Raw genomic sequence first — 15,655 nt, 5'->3', positions numbered from 1 at the left:
GGAGAATGCAAGTTAGTCGCCTAGCGGATTCGGCTTGTCGAAATTCTACTTGTACTAGTATTTCGCCCGCGCCACATTCTTCCCACGTTACCTCCCTTCCGTACTCGCGGACTTGGCTGGCGTAGCTGCGGACATCGTCGGTTACGGCAACGATGGCCGAACCGGCGCGGCCATGCGGCAAAGAAGTGAGATGCGGGACGCGCTGGGTGCCTCGAAAAGAACGGGGCAGGCCTACTTTTCACCGCAACCGCCACGCCAACCCCGACCACCGACTCGCATGTCGCCCCAACGCGGCCTCGATCACCTCCGCACTCCCCGCCACATGCAACTCCCGCCGCGCACGCGTGATGCCGGTATAGACCAGCTCGCGCGACAGCACGCGGCTGTCGCGGGCGGGGAGCAGCAGCCAGACTTCTTCGAATTCCGAGCCCTGGGCCTTGTGCACGGTCATGGCGAAGGCGCTGTCGTGCGCGGGCAGTGCGGCGGGGTGGAAGGCGCGCGGCGTGTCCGGGGTGTCGCCGGGGAACCAGGCCATGACGGTGCCGTCGTCGTCGCGCAGGCAGATGCCGATGTCGCCGTTGAACAGGTGGTGGCGGTAGCTGTTCTCGGTGATCAGCAGCAGGCGGCCGTGGAAGTGTCCGGGGCCTGCGCCGCGGCGCGGGCCGTGGGTGCCGGTTTCGGCGAGCAGGGTTTCGATGCGGGCGTTGAGGGTGCGCGCGCCCTGCGGACCTTCGCGCACGGCGGTGAGCAGGCGCAGGCGCGAGGCGAGCGCGAGTGCGTGGGCCGGGCTGTCGGCGTCGGCGAGCGAGCGCCAGTGGGCGAGCAGGTGGTCGCGGTGGGTTTGCAGCGGGTCGGCGAGCGCTTCGTGGAAGTGGATGTTGGAGAGGGTGCCGCTGCGCAGCAGCGACAGCGCGGTGGCGCTGTCGCCTTCGCGCACGGCGGTGGCGAGGGGGGCGAGTTGCAGGGCGTCGTGCTGGCGCCAGCCGCGTTGGAGGTGGATGCGGCGGCCGGGGAAAAGAGCGCCCTCACCCGCGCCTTCGGCGCGACCTCTCCCGCGCGCGGGAGAGGTGCTTTCATCGATGGCCGCGGCTTCCGGGGGCACGCCGAGCAGCGGCTGCAATGCATCGGCATCGTCGCGCGTGAGCTGCGTGCCCTCGCCGGCGGCGCGGAGGATGCCGCTGAGGACGTCGCCGGCTTCCACGGAGGGCAGCTGGTCGGGATCGCCGAGCAGGACCAGGCGTGCGCCGTCGGGGACGGCTTCGACCAGCTTAGCCATCAGCGGCAGGTCGATCATCGAGGCTTCGTCGACGACGACCGCGTCGAACGGCAGCGGGTTGTCGGCGTGGTGGCGGAAGCGCGGGCTGTCGGGGATGGTGCCGAGCAGGCGATGCAACGTGGTGCCGGTGGTGGGCAGGGCGTCGATGAGGGTTTGGTCGATGCCTTGCGCGGTGAGTGCCTGCAATGCGGTGCGGACGCTTTCGGCCATGCGTTCGGCGGCGCGGCCGGTGGGGGCGGCCAGGGCGATGCGGGGCGCGGGGTGATTGGCCTGGCGTGCTTGCGCGGCGAGCAGGGCCAGGAGGCGGGCGATGGTGGTGGTCTTGCCGGTGCCGGGGCCGCCGGTGATGAGCAGCAGGTTGTGGCGGAGGGAGAGGGCGGCGGCGCGGGCTTGGTGATCTTGGCGTGGGAGATCAAGAGCGCCCTCATCCGCCCTTCGGGCACGTTGACTCGCGCCATCCATGGCGCTCGCCCTGCGGGCGGCTTCGCCGTCCAAACTGGCAGTCCTTGCCAGTTTGTCTCCCGCAGGCGGGAGAAGGGCTAGTTGCGGCGAGGGTTCGAGTTCCTCCGCTGCTTGTGGGGCAAGGGGTGGGTCGGCGGTGGTCGCGGGGAACAGTTGTGCGAACAACGGCGCGAGCGTTTCGATGTTCGTTGCATCGGGCTGCTGCATGCCGATGCGTTGCAGACCCGCGGCGAGGCGGCGCTCGTATTCGCGGTAGCGGCGGAGGTAAAGCAGGCCGTGTTCGAGCGCCAGGGGGCGGGTGGCGTCGGCGGTTTGCGCGGGGTCGGTGGGGGTGGCGACCCAGCGTGACGCTGCCAGCTGTTGTTGCCAGGCGTCGGCGTCGGGCCAGGGGATGTCGGGGCTGTCGATCAGCGTGCGTGGCGACGCGGGGTCGAAGCCGGCGTGGCCCTGGGCGACGGCGAGCGAGGCGAGTGCGGCGGCGGCGAGGACGACGTCGGGGGTGGCGGGGTCGAGGCGGCGCAGGCTTTGGGCGAGGGCGTGGTCGAGGGTGCGCAGGGTGCCGGTGCGCCAGAGGGCGTCGAGCAGGGGCGTGGGCTGGGTGGTCATGTGGGCGACCTTTGCTGCGCGGGTTCCGCCGTACCCTCACCCCAACCCCTCTCCCGAGGGGAGAGGGGCTTTTCTGGATCGCCGGCGAACAGGGCGTCGAGGGCGTGGACGAGTTCGGGGGTGAAGCGGTGGGCGTGGACGCCGGGTTGCGGTTCGTCGGCGCGCGCTTCGGCGTGCAGGTCGAGGCCGCGGCAGAACACGTAGCGGATGCCGCCGAAGTCGCGGGCGTAGTCGTAGCCGCCGTGACCGGACGCGCTGCCGAGGCGGAAGCGCAGCCAGCGATGCAGGGCGAGGGTGTAGATCAGCGCCTGCAGGTCGTACTCGCTGTGCGCCATCGCGTCGCGCAGCGCGGCGGCGTCGTAGCGCGGCAGGCGGTTGGACTTGTAGTCGAGCACGTACCAGCGGCCCTCAAACTGGTAGGTGAGGTCGATCAGGCCGGTCATCAGGCCTTCGAGCCGCTGGCGCAGGCCGAAGCCGTGGCGTGACGCGACCACGCCGTGCGTGTGCAGCAGCTGCAGCAGCGCGTCGACGCGGGTGGGCTGCAGGGCGAACTGGAATTCGATTTCGGCGCGGCGCGCGTCTTCGGGCACGTCGCACAGTTGCGCGCCCTCGGGCAATGCGACGCGCAGGGTGTGGCCGATCATCCGCGTGACCAGCGCGATGCCGTCGTCGAGCACGTCGGCGGCGTAGCCTTCCGCGCGCAGGGCGTCGGCGATGAGGCGGGCTTCATCGGCCGGTGCGTCGTCGCCCGGTTGCCAGCCGCGCCAGGCGGCGAAGTCGGCGTGTTCGAGCGCGGCGTGCAGGGCAACGCCGAAGCGGGGGCCGGCGAAGCGCGGATCGAAGGCGTCGGCATCGGGCGCGTCGTCGGATGCGTCGGCTTCGAGCGTGGCCGGTTCGTCGCGGCCGCCGGGCACGGGCAGCGTGGCGGCGGCGGACGGATCGTTGTCGGCGTCGGCGTTGGACAGCTGGGTGAAGCTGTAGACCCACCAGTCGTGCGACAGCGCGCGCGTGGCGATACGCGCGGGCGGCACGGTGGCGTCGGATTCGGGTGGCAGGCGCGGCAACTGCGCAGGTGACGTGGTGTCGTCCAGAACGATGCCCGGCACCGCGGCGAGCGCATCGAAATCCCGCAGCATCGGCGCCAACGCGGCCTTGTCGTGGTGCGAGAACAGGCCGGTGGCGATCCACAGCGCGTGCTCGGCGCGGGTCATGCCGACGTACAGCAGGCGCGCGTCCTCGGCGCGCTGTTCGGCCTTCCACTTCGCTTCGGCGTCATCGCGTTTGGCTTCGGGCAGGGCGATCTTCCAGTGCAGGCGGCGGCCGTGTTCGTCGTCGTGCGCGATGCAGCCGCGGCCGGGCGATCTGTCCGGGCGGCCGATGCCGGCGAACGGCAGGAACACCAGCGGGTACTCCAGGCCCTTGCTCTTGTGCAGGGTGACGATCTGCACCCGGCGCGCGTCGGACTCGAGCCGCAGCAGCTGGGTTTCGTCGTCGGGATCGGCCTGGGCGATGCGCCGGCCCAGCCAGTCGACCAGGCCGTGCAGGCCAAGCGCGAGCGCCTGCGCTTCCTGCAGCGCTTCGGCCAGCTGCAGGTAGTTGCTGACGCGGCGCTCGCCGTCGACCAGGCCGAGCAGGCGCTGCGCGTGCGCGGCGCACAGGTCGCCGACCAGCGCCAGCGGGCCGCCGCGCAGCAGGCGTTCGCGCCAGGCCAGTGCCTTGCGCTGCCACTCGCGGTGCGCGTCTCCGTTTTGCTCGAGCGTATCGATGGCCGCCGCGTCCTCGCCGACCAGCACCGTGGACAGCGCCGCGCGCAGGCGGCCGTCGTCGCCGCCCTGCAGCAGTGCGAGCAGCAATGCGTGCAACTCGCGCGCCTCACTCGTGGCGAACAGGCTTTGCTTGCCGGCAGCGACCGCGGGGATGCCGGCGGCAGCGAGCGCCTGCTGGATGCGGGTGGCTTCGAAGTGGGTGCGCACCAGCACCGCGATGTCGCCGGGTTGCACCGGCGCGTCGTCGAGCGTGGCGCGGCCGTCGCGCGCGTCGCGCAGCACGGCGTGGATCGCACCGACGCAGGCGGCGGTGGCGAGCGCGCGCGAGTCGTCGGCGTTCCAGGGTTTGGTGTTGCCCTTCGAATCCGGCGGCGGCGTGGGAGCCTGCCACAGGGTGAGCGCGGGTGCGGGCGCGCCATCGCGCAGGAAGTCGGCATCACTGCGCCGGCCGCCGGCGGCAACCTCGCGGAACCTGATGCGCGGATCGACGAACGCGCCCTCGCCCGCCTGCGCGTACAGCGCGTCGACCGCCGCAAGCACCGACGGCCGCGAGCGGAAGTTGTGGGCCAGCGGCGGCGCTTCGATCGCGGTGTCGCGCGCGGCAAGGTACGCGTGCACGTCGCCCCCGCGGAAACCGTAGATCGCCTGCTTGGGGTCGCCAATCAGGAACAGCGCCGGCCCGCTTTCAGCAAGTCCGGCACTGCCGCTGCCGAACACGCGGTCGAAGATCTTCCACTGGCGCGCATCGGTGTCCTGGAACTCGTCCACCAGTGCCACCGCGTACTGCGTCCGCAGGCTGCGCGCGAGCGCGTCGCCGCGCGGGCCGTCGAGTGCATCGGCGACGCCGTCGATCAGGTCGTCGTAGGTCTGCACCCGGCGCTGCCGCTTGAGCATGGCCAGGCGCGTGCGGGCGTCGTCGCGCAGGCGGTGCATGAGCCCGACACGGCGGCGGGCGAGGTATTCGTCGCAGGCCTGCAGCGCGTCGAGGTACGCCGGCACCAATGCGCACAGCGGCGAGTCGGGCGTGCGTCCCGCGTGTGCCTTGTTGGTCCTGGCCTGCAGTGCTTCGGGCGCCAGGCGCGCAAGGCGTTCGTCCAGTTGCGCGACAAAATCGCCGGCTTCGCACCATGCATCCAGCTGTGCCCACAGCGCGCGGATCCACTCGGCCTTGTAGCTGTTGCCGTTGAGCACCTTGCGTTCGACGGCAGCCAGCAGCGCGGCGAGGAAGTCTTCGCCGTGCGCGCGGAAGCCATCGGCCAGCGCCTGCCCCGCCGCGTGCAATGCGGGCGTGGGATCCGGCGGCAGCGGCGCGTCCGGTGGCAGCAGCACCGGCTCGCGCAGCAGCACGCGCAGGTCTTCGCCGAGTGACGACGGGCCCTGGCTCCAGAGCGCGGCGAGGTCGTCGGCGCCGGCGGCGTCGCGCCCGTGCGCGCGCCACAGGTCGGCGGCGAGTTCCTCGCGCAGGTCGCGGTCGTTGGCGAGCAGGTCCGGCGGATCGAAGCCCTGCCCACTTTCCAGCGCATGCTCGCGCAGCACGCGGGCGCAGAAGCCGTGGATGGTGAAGATGGCGGCGAGGTCGACTTCCAGTGCGGCCTGCCGCAGGCGGCGGCGAAGTGTGTCGTCGCCGCGCTGCGGGTCGCTTTGCTTTTGCTCGCCTTGTTCACCGTATTCGCCATGCGCACGCAGGATCTCGCGCGTCAGCGTCATCTCCGCGCTTTCGTTCTCGCCCACGGGCGCATCGACCAGTTCCAGCGCTAGCTGCAGGCGTTCGCGGATGCGCTTGCGCAGCTCCTGCGTGGCGGCCTCGGTGAAGGTCACGGCGAGCACCTGGCCGACGCGCAGGCCGCGTTCGACCACCAGCCGCGTCACCAGCGTGGCCAGGGTGAAGGTCTTGCCGGTGCCGGCAGACGCTTCTACCAGGCGCACGCCGTCGAGCGGCAGGTCCAGGTATGGATCGCGGACGGAAGCGTCGCTCATGCGGCGTCCTCGGCGTCGTTGTCGGCGGGCGGTTCGAATCCTTCGGGCGCCATGGCCGCCTGGCCCTCCACGACCGCGCCGTAGATGGCGAACGTGGTGTCGGCGAAGTCCTGCAGGGATTCGGCATCGACGAACGGGTCGCGCCCGCGCAGCGCCAGGCGCAGCGCCTCGCCGTCGCCCTCGGCCCACGTGCGGGCGCTGCCGCGCCAGCGGTTGGCGGCGGCACGCGCGCCGCGCTGGGGGTCCGGGGCCTTGAACAGTTCCCAACCGCTGTATGGCGCAAACGGCAGTGGTCGGCGCAGGCCGTAGGCGCGCAGCGTGAGCAGGCCGCGCAGTGCTTCGATGGCGGTGTCGCGCTGCAAGGCCGGGCGCGGATATGCGCCAACGCCGTGGTCCGGGTCGTCGTGGAATTCGACCAGCGGCATCTCCACGCCCGCGGCGGCGGCCAGCAGCCAGTCCAGTCCGTGGCGGATCGCCGATGGTCCGTTGCGTTCGCCGAAGCGCAGCCGCGCGATGCCCTGCGGCCAGGTGTCCTTGATGCGGCCGTGCAGGCGCACGCCATCGATCTCCACTTCCAGCGGCAGCGATTGCGGCTGCGCCTCGCCGCGCCACTGCGCGAAATGTTGCGCGTACGGCCGCACCTCGCCCAGCACCTCGGCCAGCGCGCGCCGGCCGAGCGGGCCCGACGGCAGCAGGCCGCGCGCGCGCAGCGCCGGGTGCATTGCGTCCGCGTTACCGCCGGCGAGCAGCGCGTCGAACACCGCGCGCTGCAACTGGCTGCGTTCGAGTCCGCGGCCGGGCGCCTGCAGCGGTTCGACGTCCTCGCCCGTCGCGTCCAGTTCCGCGAGGCGCAGGCCAAGGCGCTGGCGCAGGAACTGTTCGGCCGGCGCCATCAGGAAGCGGCGCAGCGCGTCGAGCGAGAGTTCGGTTTCGATTTCGGGCGGCGGCGCCAGCGCGGCGGCCGCGTCCATCCACGGTGCCAGCGCGGTGCGCGCGCCGGACAACCGGCCGGCCGCGGGATGCCAGTGTTCGCGATAGCTGAAATGGCGCGCATCGTCGCTGCCGAACGCGGTCGGTGAGAACGGCTGCAGCGGATGCCGCAGCACCAGCACCTCGGCGATCTCCGCCCTCTTCTTCGCCCGCTCCGGATCGTCCACCGCGACGTGGTAGTCCGCCGCCGCGGCGAGCAGTTCGGACACCACCGCCGACGGCTCGCGCGCGCTGCCGTCGCGCGGGTCGGCGCCGAGCCAGCTGACGTAGAACACGTCCTGCGCGGCGGAGAACAGCTGCAGGAACAGGTAGCGGTCGTCGTCGCGGGTGGAACGGTCGCCGTGGCGGCGCTTGTCGGTGCCGAGCTCGGCGGTGAGGCGGTTGAGGCCGGCGGCCGGATCGCGACGCGGGAAATCGCCGTCGTTCATGCCCAGCAGGCAGATCGCGCGGAACGGCAGCAGCCGCATCGGCACCATGCGCGCGAAGCTGACGCCGCCGGTGAGCAGCGGCGCGCGGGTGTCGGCTTCGCCCAGCACGGTGGCGAAGTGCGCGCGCACGACCTCGCCCGGCACCGGCGCGTCGAATCCGGCGCGTTCGGCCTGCATGGCGAACGCATCGATCAGCGAGCGCAGGCGGTCGAGCGCGCGCTGGCCGCTGGGCGTTGAAGGCGGTCGCGGCAGCAGCGCGTCGAGCAGTTCGAGCAGCCGCTCCCGCCAGCGTGCCGGCGACATCGCTTCGCCGAACACGCGCTGGTGACGGGCGAGCACGCGCAGCAGCCGCACGAGGGTGTCGAGCGCGTCGAGCGCGCCGCCTTCGAGCTCGGGCCACGGCGCGACGACCTGCGCATCGCCGTCGATGTCGACGTCGTCGCCGCTGGCGTGGCCGAGCAGCAAGCGGTCGAGCGCGAACTGCCAGGTGTAGGCGTCGTCGTCCGGCGCGCCCTGGCGCGCGCGGTGCGCGGCATCGATACCCCAGCGCGCGCCGGCGGCGTGCAGCCAGTTGTGCAGGCGTTCGAACGCGCCGGCGTCGAGTCCCGCGGCCTCTGCCAGCGGCGGGCTGGCGAGCAGGTCGAGTGTTTCGTCGAGGCCGAAGCGCGAGACCGGCAACGCCAGCAGGCGCAGGAAGGCGGCGGCCAGCGGTTCGCCGGCCAGCGGGCTGGCGTCGGCCATCGCCCAGGGGATGGGCTGCCCGGACGCGCCATCGCCATGGCCGTGGCCGCCGAACACCGCGTCCAGGTACGGCACGTAGGGATCGATGTCCGGCGCCAGCACCGCGATCTCGCGCGGCTGCAGCGGCGGGTCGAAGCGCTTGTCCTCGAGCAATGCGCGCAGGCGGTCGTGCAGCACCTGCAGTTCGCGCAGGCGGGTGTGGCAGGCGTGGGCCTGCAGGCTGGGGTCGTCGCGATCGACCTCGGCGCGCGGCGTGCCGGACGGCTGCGCGCGGCGGTGGAACAGGTCGGCCTGCATCCGGTGCAGCAGGCTGTCGCGCAGCCCGCCTTCGGCGAGGGTTGGCGCAGTGGAGGTTTCCGGATCCGCGTACGCGGCGATCTCGCCGGAGGGATGCACCACCTCGTAGCTGCCCAGCAGCGCCATGAAGTCGCGCCCGGCCGCACCCCAATCGCGCAGCAGCGGATTCTCGGCGGCTTCGTCGCCGAACGGATCCGTACCCGCGCGCAGCCGCGCGCCGAGCGACTGCAGGTCGCCCCAGTATTCCTTCGTCGGCGTGGGCAGGTAGAAATGCAGCGTGCCGGCGCGGGCCTGGGTGGCCAGGACCCGCAGCACGTCGGGTGAGACATTGAGCGTGCCGAAGGCGAACAGCCGCGGCGGCAGGCCGGCGGGCGCGGCGCCGGTTTCGTCACCGAAGCGAGCGAGGTAGTCCTGGATGCGGCGCGCGCGGTGGTCGCGGCCAGTGGCGACGCTGCGCCACAGGATCGCCTGCGGGTCGTCGCGGTCGGCGCCGGCTTCCCAGCGCAGCAGCCAGTCACGGCGCCAGGCCTGGTACTTGCCGAACACGCCGGCCAGCTCGCCGGCCAGAGTCCAGGGCTTCAGCGGATCATCGCCGTCGAGGTAGGCGGACAGCTGCGCCAGCGCGGGGCGGGCGCGCAGGGCCGGGTCGAGCAGCGCGGCGTACAGGTGCCAGTGCAGGCTGTCGGCGCCGAGCTCCTCGTCGGCCGCGTTCGCATCGGGCGCCGGGTTGGCGGCCAGCGCGCGAGCGACGAATTCGCCGGGGGTCAGGAATTCGAGGTTGGCGGCGATGCCGTGGCGCGCGGCCAGCGTGGCCTGCAACCAGCGCCGCATCGCCACCTGCGGGATCAGGATGGTGTCCGGCGCCAGCAGCGGCTGCCCGGGCGCGGGCGCGCGCAGTTCTTCGGCCAGCAGGGCAGCCAGCACGTCGAGGGCGTTGGAGTGGTAGAGGCGGAAGTCGCCGGTGCGCGCGGCCATGCGGTCATGATGCCGGAGCGCTGTCGCAACCCGCGATACGAATATGTCCGACAGGCCCGCGCTGCCCTGGCTCCCGTGGGAGCGGCTTTATTCGCGGAGATTTTTGCCTGGCTCCTCCCCCTGCGACGGCAGGGGGAGGTTGGGAGGGGGGTCTCCATGGTTTGCCGTGCTGCTGAAGGCACCCCTCCCCAGCCCTCCCCTGCCTTCGCAGGGGAGGGAGCAAAACGCTTACGGCTGGAGCGGCTGCCTCAAGAGCGCCCTCCCCTTCGAATTGCGCCATAATTCCTGTACCGCCCGGTTCACCCACTCCGGCCCTGTTCAGCCGGTTTTGTCCAAGCTGCGCGGGATTTCGTCCGCATGATTGCGGTCCCCCGCTTCCGAGCCTCCCCCGCATGCCCGTCGCCACGCCAACGCAAGACATCGCCGTGCGCCTGTCCGACGTCCGCCTCGACCGCGGCGCGCGGGTGGTGCTGTCCGGCATCGACCTGACGGTGCCGCGCGGCAGCATCACCGCGGTGCTGGGGCCGTCGGGCAGCGGCAAGTCGACCCTGCTCGCGGCGCTGACCGGCGAGCTGGTGCCGGCCGCGGGCTCCGTCGAGGTGCTGGGCCAGCCGGTGCCGCAGCGCCAGCGCGCGTTGCTGGAACTGCGCAAGGGCATCGGCGTGCTGCTGCAGGGCAATGGCCTGCTGACCGACCTGACCGTGGCCGAGAACGTGGCGCTGCCGCTGCGCACGCACACCCGGCTGCCGCGCCCGGTGATCGACCGGCTGGTGGCGATGAAGCTGCATGCGGTCGGCCTGCGCACCGCCGGCGACCTGTATCCGCGCGAATTGTCCGGCGGCATGGCGCGGCGTGTCGCGCTGGCGCGGGCACTGGCGCTGGACCCGCCGCTGATGATCTACGACGAACCGCTGACCGGGCTCGACCCGATTGCGTCGGGCGTCATCATGAGCCTGATCGCGCGCCTCAACGCCAGCCTCGGCCTGACCAGCATCATCGTCACCCACCACGTGCACGAGACCCTGCCGGTGGCCGACCGCGCGATCGTGATCGCCAACGGGCGGATCGTGTTCTCCGGCACGCCTGCGGAGCTCGAAGCCACCACCGATCCGCTGGTGCTGCAGTTCCTGCGCGGCGAACCCGATGGCCCCATCGCGTTCGATACCGCCGAACGCAGCCGGGAGACCGCGTGATGCCGTTCGTCGCCGCCACCCGCTCGCTCGGCCGCGCCGGCCTGTTTTCGCTGTCGGTGCTGCGTGCGTCGAAGCCGACCGCGGACTTCTTCGCCGAACTGGTGCGCGAGATCTACAAGATCGGCGCGCGGTCCTTGCCGATCATCGCCGTCGGCGGCGCCTTCGTCGGCCTGTCGGTCACGCTGCTGGGTTACCGCGCGCTGGAAACCTACGGCGCGGCGAACCAGATCAGCGCGCTGGTCGGCCTGGGCCTGTACCGCGAGCTGGCGCCGGTGCTGACCGCGCTGCTGTTCATCGGCCGCGCCGGTTCGTCGATCGCCGCCGAACTGGGATTGATGCGCGCCACCGACCAGATCACCGCGCTCGGGCTGATGGCGATCGACCCGGTCGCCAAGGCGGTCGCACCGCGGTTCTGGGCGGCGGTGATCTGCGTGCCGCTGCTGACCGGCTTCTTCTGCAGCCTCGGCATCAGCGCGAGCTATTTCGAGGCCGTGCACGTGATCGGCATCGATGCCGGCACGTTCTGGCAGGTGCTGCGCGACGCGGTCGATTATCGCCACGACTTCCTGGTCGCGTTCGAGAAGTCGGCGGTGTTCGGCGGCACCGCGGCGCTGGTGGCGTCGTACGTCGGCTACCACGCCGAGCCGACCATCGAGGGCACCTCGGTCGCCACCACCCGCGCGGTCGTCAATGCGTCGTTGCTGGTGCTGATGTTCAACTTCGTGCTGTCGGCGCTGCTGTTCCGATGAGCCGCTTGCACGCGCTCCTTGCTTTTGATCGTCATTCCCGCGCCGGCGGGGTTGACGACAACATGAAATCCCTGAGGACTCCAACATGACAACCCGCGGTCCACGTCTCGAATTCGCGGTCGGCGCCTTCCTGCTGCTGGCGCTGGCGTCGCTGCTGGTGCTGGCGATCGCCTCGACCAACGGCAAGTTCGGCTTCGGCGGCGACACCTACGAGCTGACGGCGCGCTTCACCAACATCGGGCCGCTGCGGCCGATGGCGCCGGTGAAGATCGGCGGCGTCACCATCGGCCGGGTCGGCGACATCACCCTCGATCCGGTCAAGCTCGACTCGGTGGTCACGCTCGACATCGACAACCGCTACCAGGACCTGTCGGCGGACACGTCGGCCGGGATCCTGACCAACGGCCTGCTCGGCGAGAGCTACATCGGCCTGCAGCCGGGCGGCGACGTCGAGACCTTGAAACCGGGCGAGGAGATCGCATTCACCACGCCTGCGGTCGACATCATCCAGATGGTCGGCAAGTACATGTTCAGTGGCGGCGGCAAGCCCGCGGCCGAGCAAGGCGCAGCGGCCGGCGATGACGCCGGCGCGACGCAATCCCCCTCCTCCACGGAAGCCCCCCAGCCATGAACCGCAAGCTCATCCCCCTTCTCGTCGCCGGCGTGCTGCTGGCCACGGCGCCGGGCCTGGTGCCGGTGCAGGCCGCTCCGCAGGCCGCGGCCGCGGCCACCACCCAGGGCTCGCCCAGCAAGATGGTGCTCGACAACAGCCAGCGCATCCTGTCCACGCTGGAAAGCCGCCGCGCGGAGTTCACGAAGAACCCGGCCGCGCTGCGCCAGTTCGTCAGCGGCGAGTTCAACTCCATGTTCGACCGCGACTACGCGGCGCGCCAGGTGCTCGGCCGCCACGGCCGCGGCGCGTCGGACGCCGACATCAAGACCTTCGGCGACGCGCTCGCCGACAACCTGATGCAGCGCTACGGCTCGTCGCTGCTCAACTTCAACACCAAGCTGCGTGTGCGGGTGAAGTCGGAAACCCCGCTGCCGCGCGGCCTCGGCGTGAAGGTGGCCAGCGAGATGCTGCGCAGCGACGGCGACGCGATCCCGGTCGACTACCTGATGCGCCAGTCCGGCGGCCAGTGGAAGGTGTTCGACGTGATGGTCGAAGGCGTGTCGTTCGTGCAGACCTTCCGCCAGCAGTTCGACCAGCAGCTGCAGACCAAGTCGATCGCGCAGGTCGCCGCCGAACTGCGCAACGGCCAGCTGCAGGCCGATGCCGACAAGTAACGCCGGCCTCCGCCGCGACGGCGACGCGCTGGTGTTCACCGGCGCGCTGCTGCGCGACGACGTTGCCGGGTTGTGGCGGCAGGCGTCGGCAACGCTCGACAGCGTGCGCCGTTTCGACCTGCAGGCGGTCACCCGCATCGACAGCGCCGGCCTTGCGTTGCTGGCCGAGCTGGCCGCGCGCGCCGGCGGCGGCATCACCGTCGACGGCACGCCCGCCGGCCTGGCCGAACTGCGCGCAGCCTACCGGCTGGACCCGGCGCTGGGCTTCGCGGCCTGAGCGCGGCGGCCACCGGTCCGATGCGCGTGCGTTTCCTTCCCCCGATTCCAGCGAGTCCCGCCCCCATGACCCGCCCTGCCGCTTTCCGCGCCACGTTCTGCCTCCCGCTGGTGCTGGCGCTGGCCGCCTGTGCCAGCCACAGCGGCGTGCGCGACGACGCACCGCCGCCGCCCGTGGGCGCCGCCGAGACGGTCCAACCCGTGGTCCAGCCGCAGGCGCTCGATGCGTCCGCTTCGGCCACGCCGCAGGTCGGCGATGCTTCCGCCGCAGATGCCGTGGCCGACGACCTCGCCGTGCCGGCAGCGGACACCGACGCCACCGCGGCGGTCGACGGGCAGGCGGAGACCACCGCGCCGACCCAGGCCGAGCTCGACTACGCCGCGCTCTACGGCGAGCCGCCCTACAACCCGGTCTACGACGCCACCCTGCCCGCACCGGCGCAGCTGCCCAACAGCTATGACCCCTGGGAAGGGCTCAACCGTCGCGTGCACACGTTCAACAACGCCGTCGACCGCGCCATTGCCAAACCGCTGGCCAAGGCCTACGTGAAGGTGGTGCCGCGGCCGGTGCGGCTGGGCGTGAGCAACTTCTTCCACAACCTCGGCCAGCCGGTCAGCGCGTTGAATGCGCTGCTGCAGGGCAAGCCGAAGCAGGCGGCGCAGTCGCTGGGACGCTTCGCGCTCAACAGCACGCTGGGCATCGGCGGCATCTTCGATCCGGCCAGCGACGCGAAGCTGCCGAACAAGAGCGAGGATTTCGGCCAGACGCTGGGCGTGTGGGGCTGGAAGACCTCGCGCTACGTCGAGCTGCCGCTGTTCGGCCCGCGCACCGTGCGCGATACCTTCGGCCTGGTCGGCGATGGCCAGCTGTCGCCGATCCGCCAGGTCGAGGACGACAAGACCCGCGTGTTCCTGCAGGGCCTGCAGCTGGTCGACGTGCGCACGCAGCTGTTCGCCGTGGACAGCATGCGCGCCGGCGCGGTCGACGACTATTCGCTGGTGCGCGACGCCTGGCTGCAGCGCCGCAATTACCAGATCTTCGGCGACCGCGAACGCAAGACCGAAGACGATGCGCTGCCCGACTACCTGCGCGAGGACAACGGCAACCCGACCGTGCCGGTGGACGTGATGCCGATCATCCCGGGCGCGCCGACGAACTGACGGCGCTCTGTCTCACGGGCCATCGAAGGTCCTGTGGGAGCGGTTTATTCGTCGTCATCGCCGAGCAGTTTCTGCGCCTCCGCGCCCGGCAATGTCTCCACGCCCTTGAGCTGCCGTTCGATCGCCCGCGTGCGCACGCCGGCGGCCTTGATGCTGTTCTGCACGGTGTCGAGCTGCCCGCTCGCCCTTTCCAGCACAGTCGCGAACTTGCCGAATTCGCCTTTCACAGCGCTGAGGATTTTCCACACCTCGCTGGAACGCTTCTCGATCGCCAGCGTGCGGAAGCCCATCTGCAGGCTGTTGAGCAGCGCGGTGAACGTGGTCGGTCCGGCCAGCACTACGCGATGTTCGCGCTGCAGCAGGTCGACCAGCCCCGCGCGACGGATAGTTTCGGCATAGAGGCCTTCAGTCGGCAGGAACATCACCGCGAAGTCGGTGGTGTGCGGCGGGATGACGTATTTCTCGCTGATCGACTTCGCTTGCGTACGGATGGCGCGTTCCAGCTGCAGCGCACAGCCCTTGATGGCGTCGGCGTCGCCCTTGTCCTGCGCGTCGATCAGCCGCTCGTAGTCCTCGCGCGGGAATTTGGCGTCCACCGGCAGCCACACCGGCGTGTCGTCGTCTGCCCGTCCCGGCAGGCGGATCGCGAAATCGACCGTCTCACTGCTGCCGGGTCGCACGCGAACGCTGCGCTGGTACTGCTCCTGGGTCAGCGTCTGCTCGAGGATATTGTCGAGCTGCACCTCGCCCCAGCCGCCTCGATCCTTGACGTTGGCCAGCACGCGTTTGAGGTCGCCGACGCCCGTGGCCAGCTGCTGCATCTCGCCGAGCCCTCGCTGCACCTGTTCCAGTCGCTCGGACACAATCTTGAACGAGGCATCGAGCCGCGCGTTGAGCGTGGACTGCAGCTTCTCGTCGACGGTGGCGCGCATCTGTTCGAGCTTTGACGCGTTGTCGGCCTGCAGCTTCTGCAGCTGCGATTCGAGCGTGGCGCGCATCTCGCCGATGCGCTGCTCGTTGCGCTGGGTCAGTTCGGCCAGCCGCTGGCCCAGGGTGTCGGCGAATCGCTGCTGCAGGTCGGCGCCTTCGCTGCGCGACTTGCGCGCGTCCTCGGTCAGCGCCTCGCGCAGCACGTCCAGGCGCTGGTCGGTGCGGGTGCTGAATTCGGTCAGGCGCGCGCCGAAGCCTTCGATGCGCTGCGCCTGCGCCGCGGACAGGCTGTCGAGCTGCTGGCGCAGTTCGCCTCGGCCGTCGCGCTGTTCCTCGCGCAGTGCCGCTTCCAGCGCGCGTTCGGGCTTGCGCAGCAGCAGGACCACCAGCAGGACGATCGCCGCGAACACGGCGACCAGCAAGAGCAGCAGGAGTTGGGTGTCGGACATGCCGCCAGTGTAAGCGCGGCCGTCGCAGTGGTTGCGATCCGGCGGGCGCGCTGGCGCGTGCGGTGCGGCGGCGCGACAATGCGCGGGAGCTC

Annotated in this window: 10 protein-coding genes; 6 read left to right on the top strand and 4 right to left on the bottom strand. The window is 71.2% G+C overall.

Annotation, left to right across the window (positions count from 1 at the left end; all coding sequences use genetic code 11):
* Nucleotides 1-238 precede the first annotated feature (238 nt).
* From recD to recC, 3 genes are read right to left on the bottom strand one after another with little or no spacing between them, the layout of a single operon-like run.
* Nucleotides 239-2,344: an exodeoxyribonuclease V subunit alpha gene (gene recD / locus ACTJIL_RS15085; RefSeq protein WP_440756429.1), complete on the bottom strand. Its 2,106-nt coding sequence runs from the start codon at nucleotides 2,342-2,344 to the stop codon at nucleotides 239-241.
* A complete protein-coding gene (locus ACTJIL_RS15080; protein ID WP_440756428.1) occupies nucleotides 2,341-6,087 on the bottom strand; it encodes a UvrD-helicase domain-containing protein in 3,747 nt (1,248 codons plus the stop codon). Before ACTJIL_RS15080 ends, recD begins: the two co-directional genes overlap by 4 nt.
* A complete protein-coding gene (recC, locus tag ACTJIL_RS15075; RefSeq protein WP_440756427.1) occupies nucleotides 6,084-9,518 on the bottom strand; it encodes an exodeoxyribonuclease V subunit gamma in 3,435 nt (1,144 codons plus the stop codon). Before recC ends, ACTJIL_RS15080 begins: the two co-directional genes overlap by 4 nt.
* A gap of 392 nt (nucleotides 9,519-9,910) precedes the next feature.
* Between recC and ACTJIL_RS15070 the strand changes: the two genes are divergently transcribed.
* The 6 genes from ACTJIL_RS15070 (at nucleotide 9,911) to ACTJIL_RS15045 (ending at nucleotide 14,184) form a co-directional block, all read left to right on the top strand.
* Nucleotides 9,911-10,711, top strand: coding sequence for an ABC transporter ATP-binding protein (locus tag ACTJIL_RS15070; RefSeq protein WP_440756426.1), 801 nt, complete (start codon nucleotides 9,911-9,913; stop codon nucleotides 10,709-10,711).
* Nucleotides 10,711-11,460 (top strand): MlaE family lipid ABC transporter permease subunit, encoded by a 750-nt coding sequence (locus ACTJIL_RS15065; RefSeq protein ID WP_440756425.1) that lies wholly within the window; start codon nucleotides 10,711-10,713, stop codon nucleotides 11,458-11,460. Before ACTJIL_RS15070 ends, ACTJIL_RS15065 begins: the two co-directional genes overlap by 1 nt.
* Before the next feature lie 85 nt (nucleotides 11,461-11,545).
* Nucleotides 11,546-12,091: an outer membrane lipid asymmetry maintenance protein MlaD gene (gene mlaD, locus ACTJIL_RS15060; protein WP_440756424.1), complete on the top strand. Its 546-nt coding sequence runs from the start codon at nucleotides 11,546-11,548 to the stop codon at nucleotides 12,089-12,091.
* The gene (locus tag ACTJIL_RS15055) at nucleotides 12,088-12,747 is read left to right on the top strand and encodes an MlaC/ttg2D family ABC transporter substrate-binding protein (RefSeq protein WP_440756423.1); all 660 of its coding nucleotides are present in this window, start codon (nucleotides 12,088-12,090) and stop codon (nucleotides 12,745-12,747) included. The genes mlaD and ACTJIL_RS15055 overlap by 4 nt, the downstream gene beginning before the upstream one ends.
* Nucleotides 12,734-13,024, top strand: coding sequence for an STAS domain-containing protein (locus ACTJIL_RS15050; protein ID WP_440756422.1), 291 nt, complete (start codon nucleotides 12,734-12,736; stop codon nucleotides 13,022-13,024). Before ACTJIL_RS15055 ends, ACTJIL_RS15050 begins: the two co-directional genes overlap by 14 nt.
* Nucleotides 13,025-13,089: 65 nt before the next feature.
* The gene (locus ACTJIL_RS15045; RefSeq protein ID WP_440756421.1) at nucleotides 13,090-14,184 is read left to right on the top strand and encodes an MlaA family lipoprotein; all 1,095 of its coding nucleotides are present in this window, start codon (nucleotides 13,090-13,092) and stop codon (nucleotides 14,182-14,184) included.
* A 44-nt stretch (nucleotides 14,185-14,228) separates the two neighbouring features.
* Here ACTJIL_RS15045 and rmuC read toward each other — a convergent pair whose 3' ends face one another.
* Entirely contained in the window at nucleotides 14,229-15,563 is a 1,335-nt protein-coding gene (gene rmuC, locus ACTJIL_RS15040) for a DNA recombination protein RmuC (RefSeq protein WP_440756420.1), read from the bottom strand.
* Nucleotides 15,564-15,655 lie beyond the last annotated feature (92 nt).

Origin of the sequence: Luteimonas sp. 22616 (assembly GCF_052044325.1) — a bacterium.
In the GTDB taxonomy this organism is placed as follows: Bacteria; Pseudomonadota; Gammaproteobacteria; order Xanthomonadales; family Xanthomonadaceae; genus Luteimonas.
The sequence above is the reverse complement of the archived record's forward strand: the minus strand, read 5'-3'. Positions and strand labels throughout refer to the sequence as shown.

What these genes read in the sequence shown, in the direction of transcription:
- mlaD (WP_440756424.1), top strand. Translation starts at nt 11,546, where the DNA reads ATGACAACCCGCGGTCCACGTCTCGAATTCGCGGTCGGCGCCTTCCTG.
- recC (WP_440756427.1), bottom strand. Translation starts at nt 9,518, where the DNA reads ATGGCCGCGCGCACCGGCGACTTCCGCCTCTACCACTCCAACGCCCTC.
- ACTJIL_RS15070 (WP_440756426.1), top strand. Translation starts at nt 9,911, where the DNA reads ATGCCCGTCGCCACGCCAACGCAAGACATCGCCGTGCGCCTGTCCGAC.
- recD (WP_440756429.1), bottom strand. Translation starts at nt 2,344, where the DNA reads ATGACCACCCAGCCCACGCCCCTGCTCGACGCCCTCTGGCGCACCGGC.
- ACTJIL_RS15055 (WP_440756423.1), top strand. Translation starts at nt 12,088, where the DNA reads ATGAACCGCAAGCTCATCCCCCTTCTCGTCGCCGGCGTGCTGCTGGCC.
- ACTJIL_RS15065 (WP_440756425.1), top strand. Translation starts at nt 10,711, where the DNA reads ATGCCGTTCGTCGCCGCCACCCGCTCGCTCGGCCGCGCCGGCCTGTTT.
- ACTJIL_RS15045 (WP_440756421.1), top strand. Translation starts at nt 13,090, where the DNA reads ATGACCCGCCCTGCCGCTTTCCGCGCCACGTTCTGCCTCCCGCTGGTG.
- rmuC (WP_440756420.1), bottom strand. Translation starts at nt 15,563, where the DNA reads ATGTCCGACACCCAACTCCTGCTGCTCTTGCTGGTCGCCGTGTTCGCG.
- ACTJIL_RS15080 (WP_440756428.1), bottom strand. Translation starts at nt 6,087, where the DNA reads ATGAGCGACGCTTCCGTCCGCGATCCATACCTGGACCTGCCGCTCGAC.
- ACTJIL_RS15050 (WP_440756422.1), top strand. Translation starts at nt 12,734, where the DNA reads ATGCCGACAAGTAACGCCGGCCTCCGCCGCGACGGCGACGCGCTGGTG.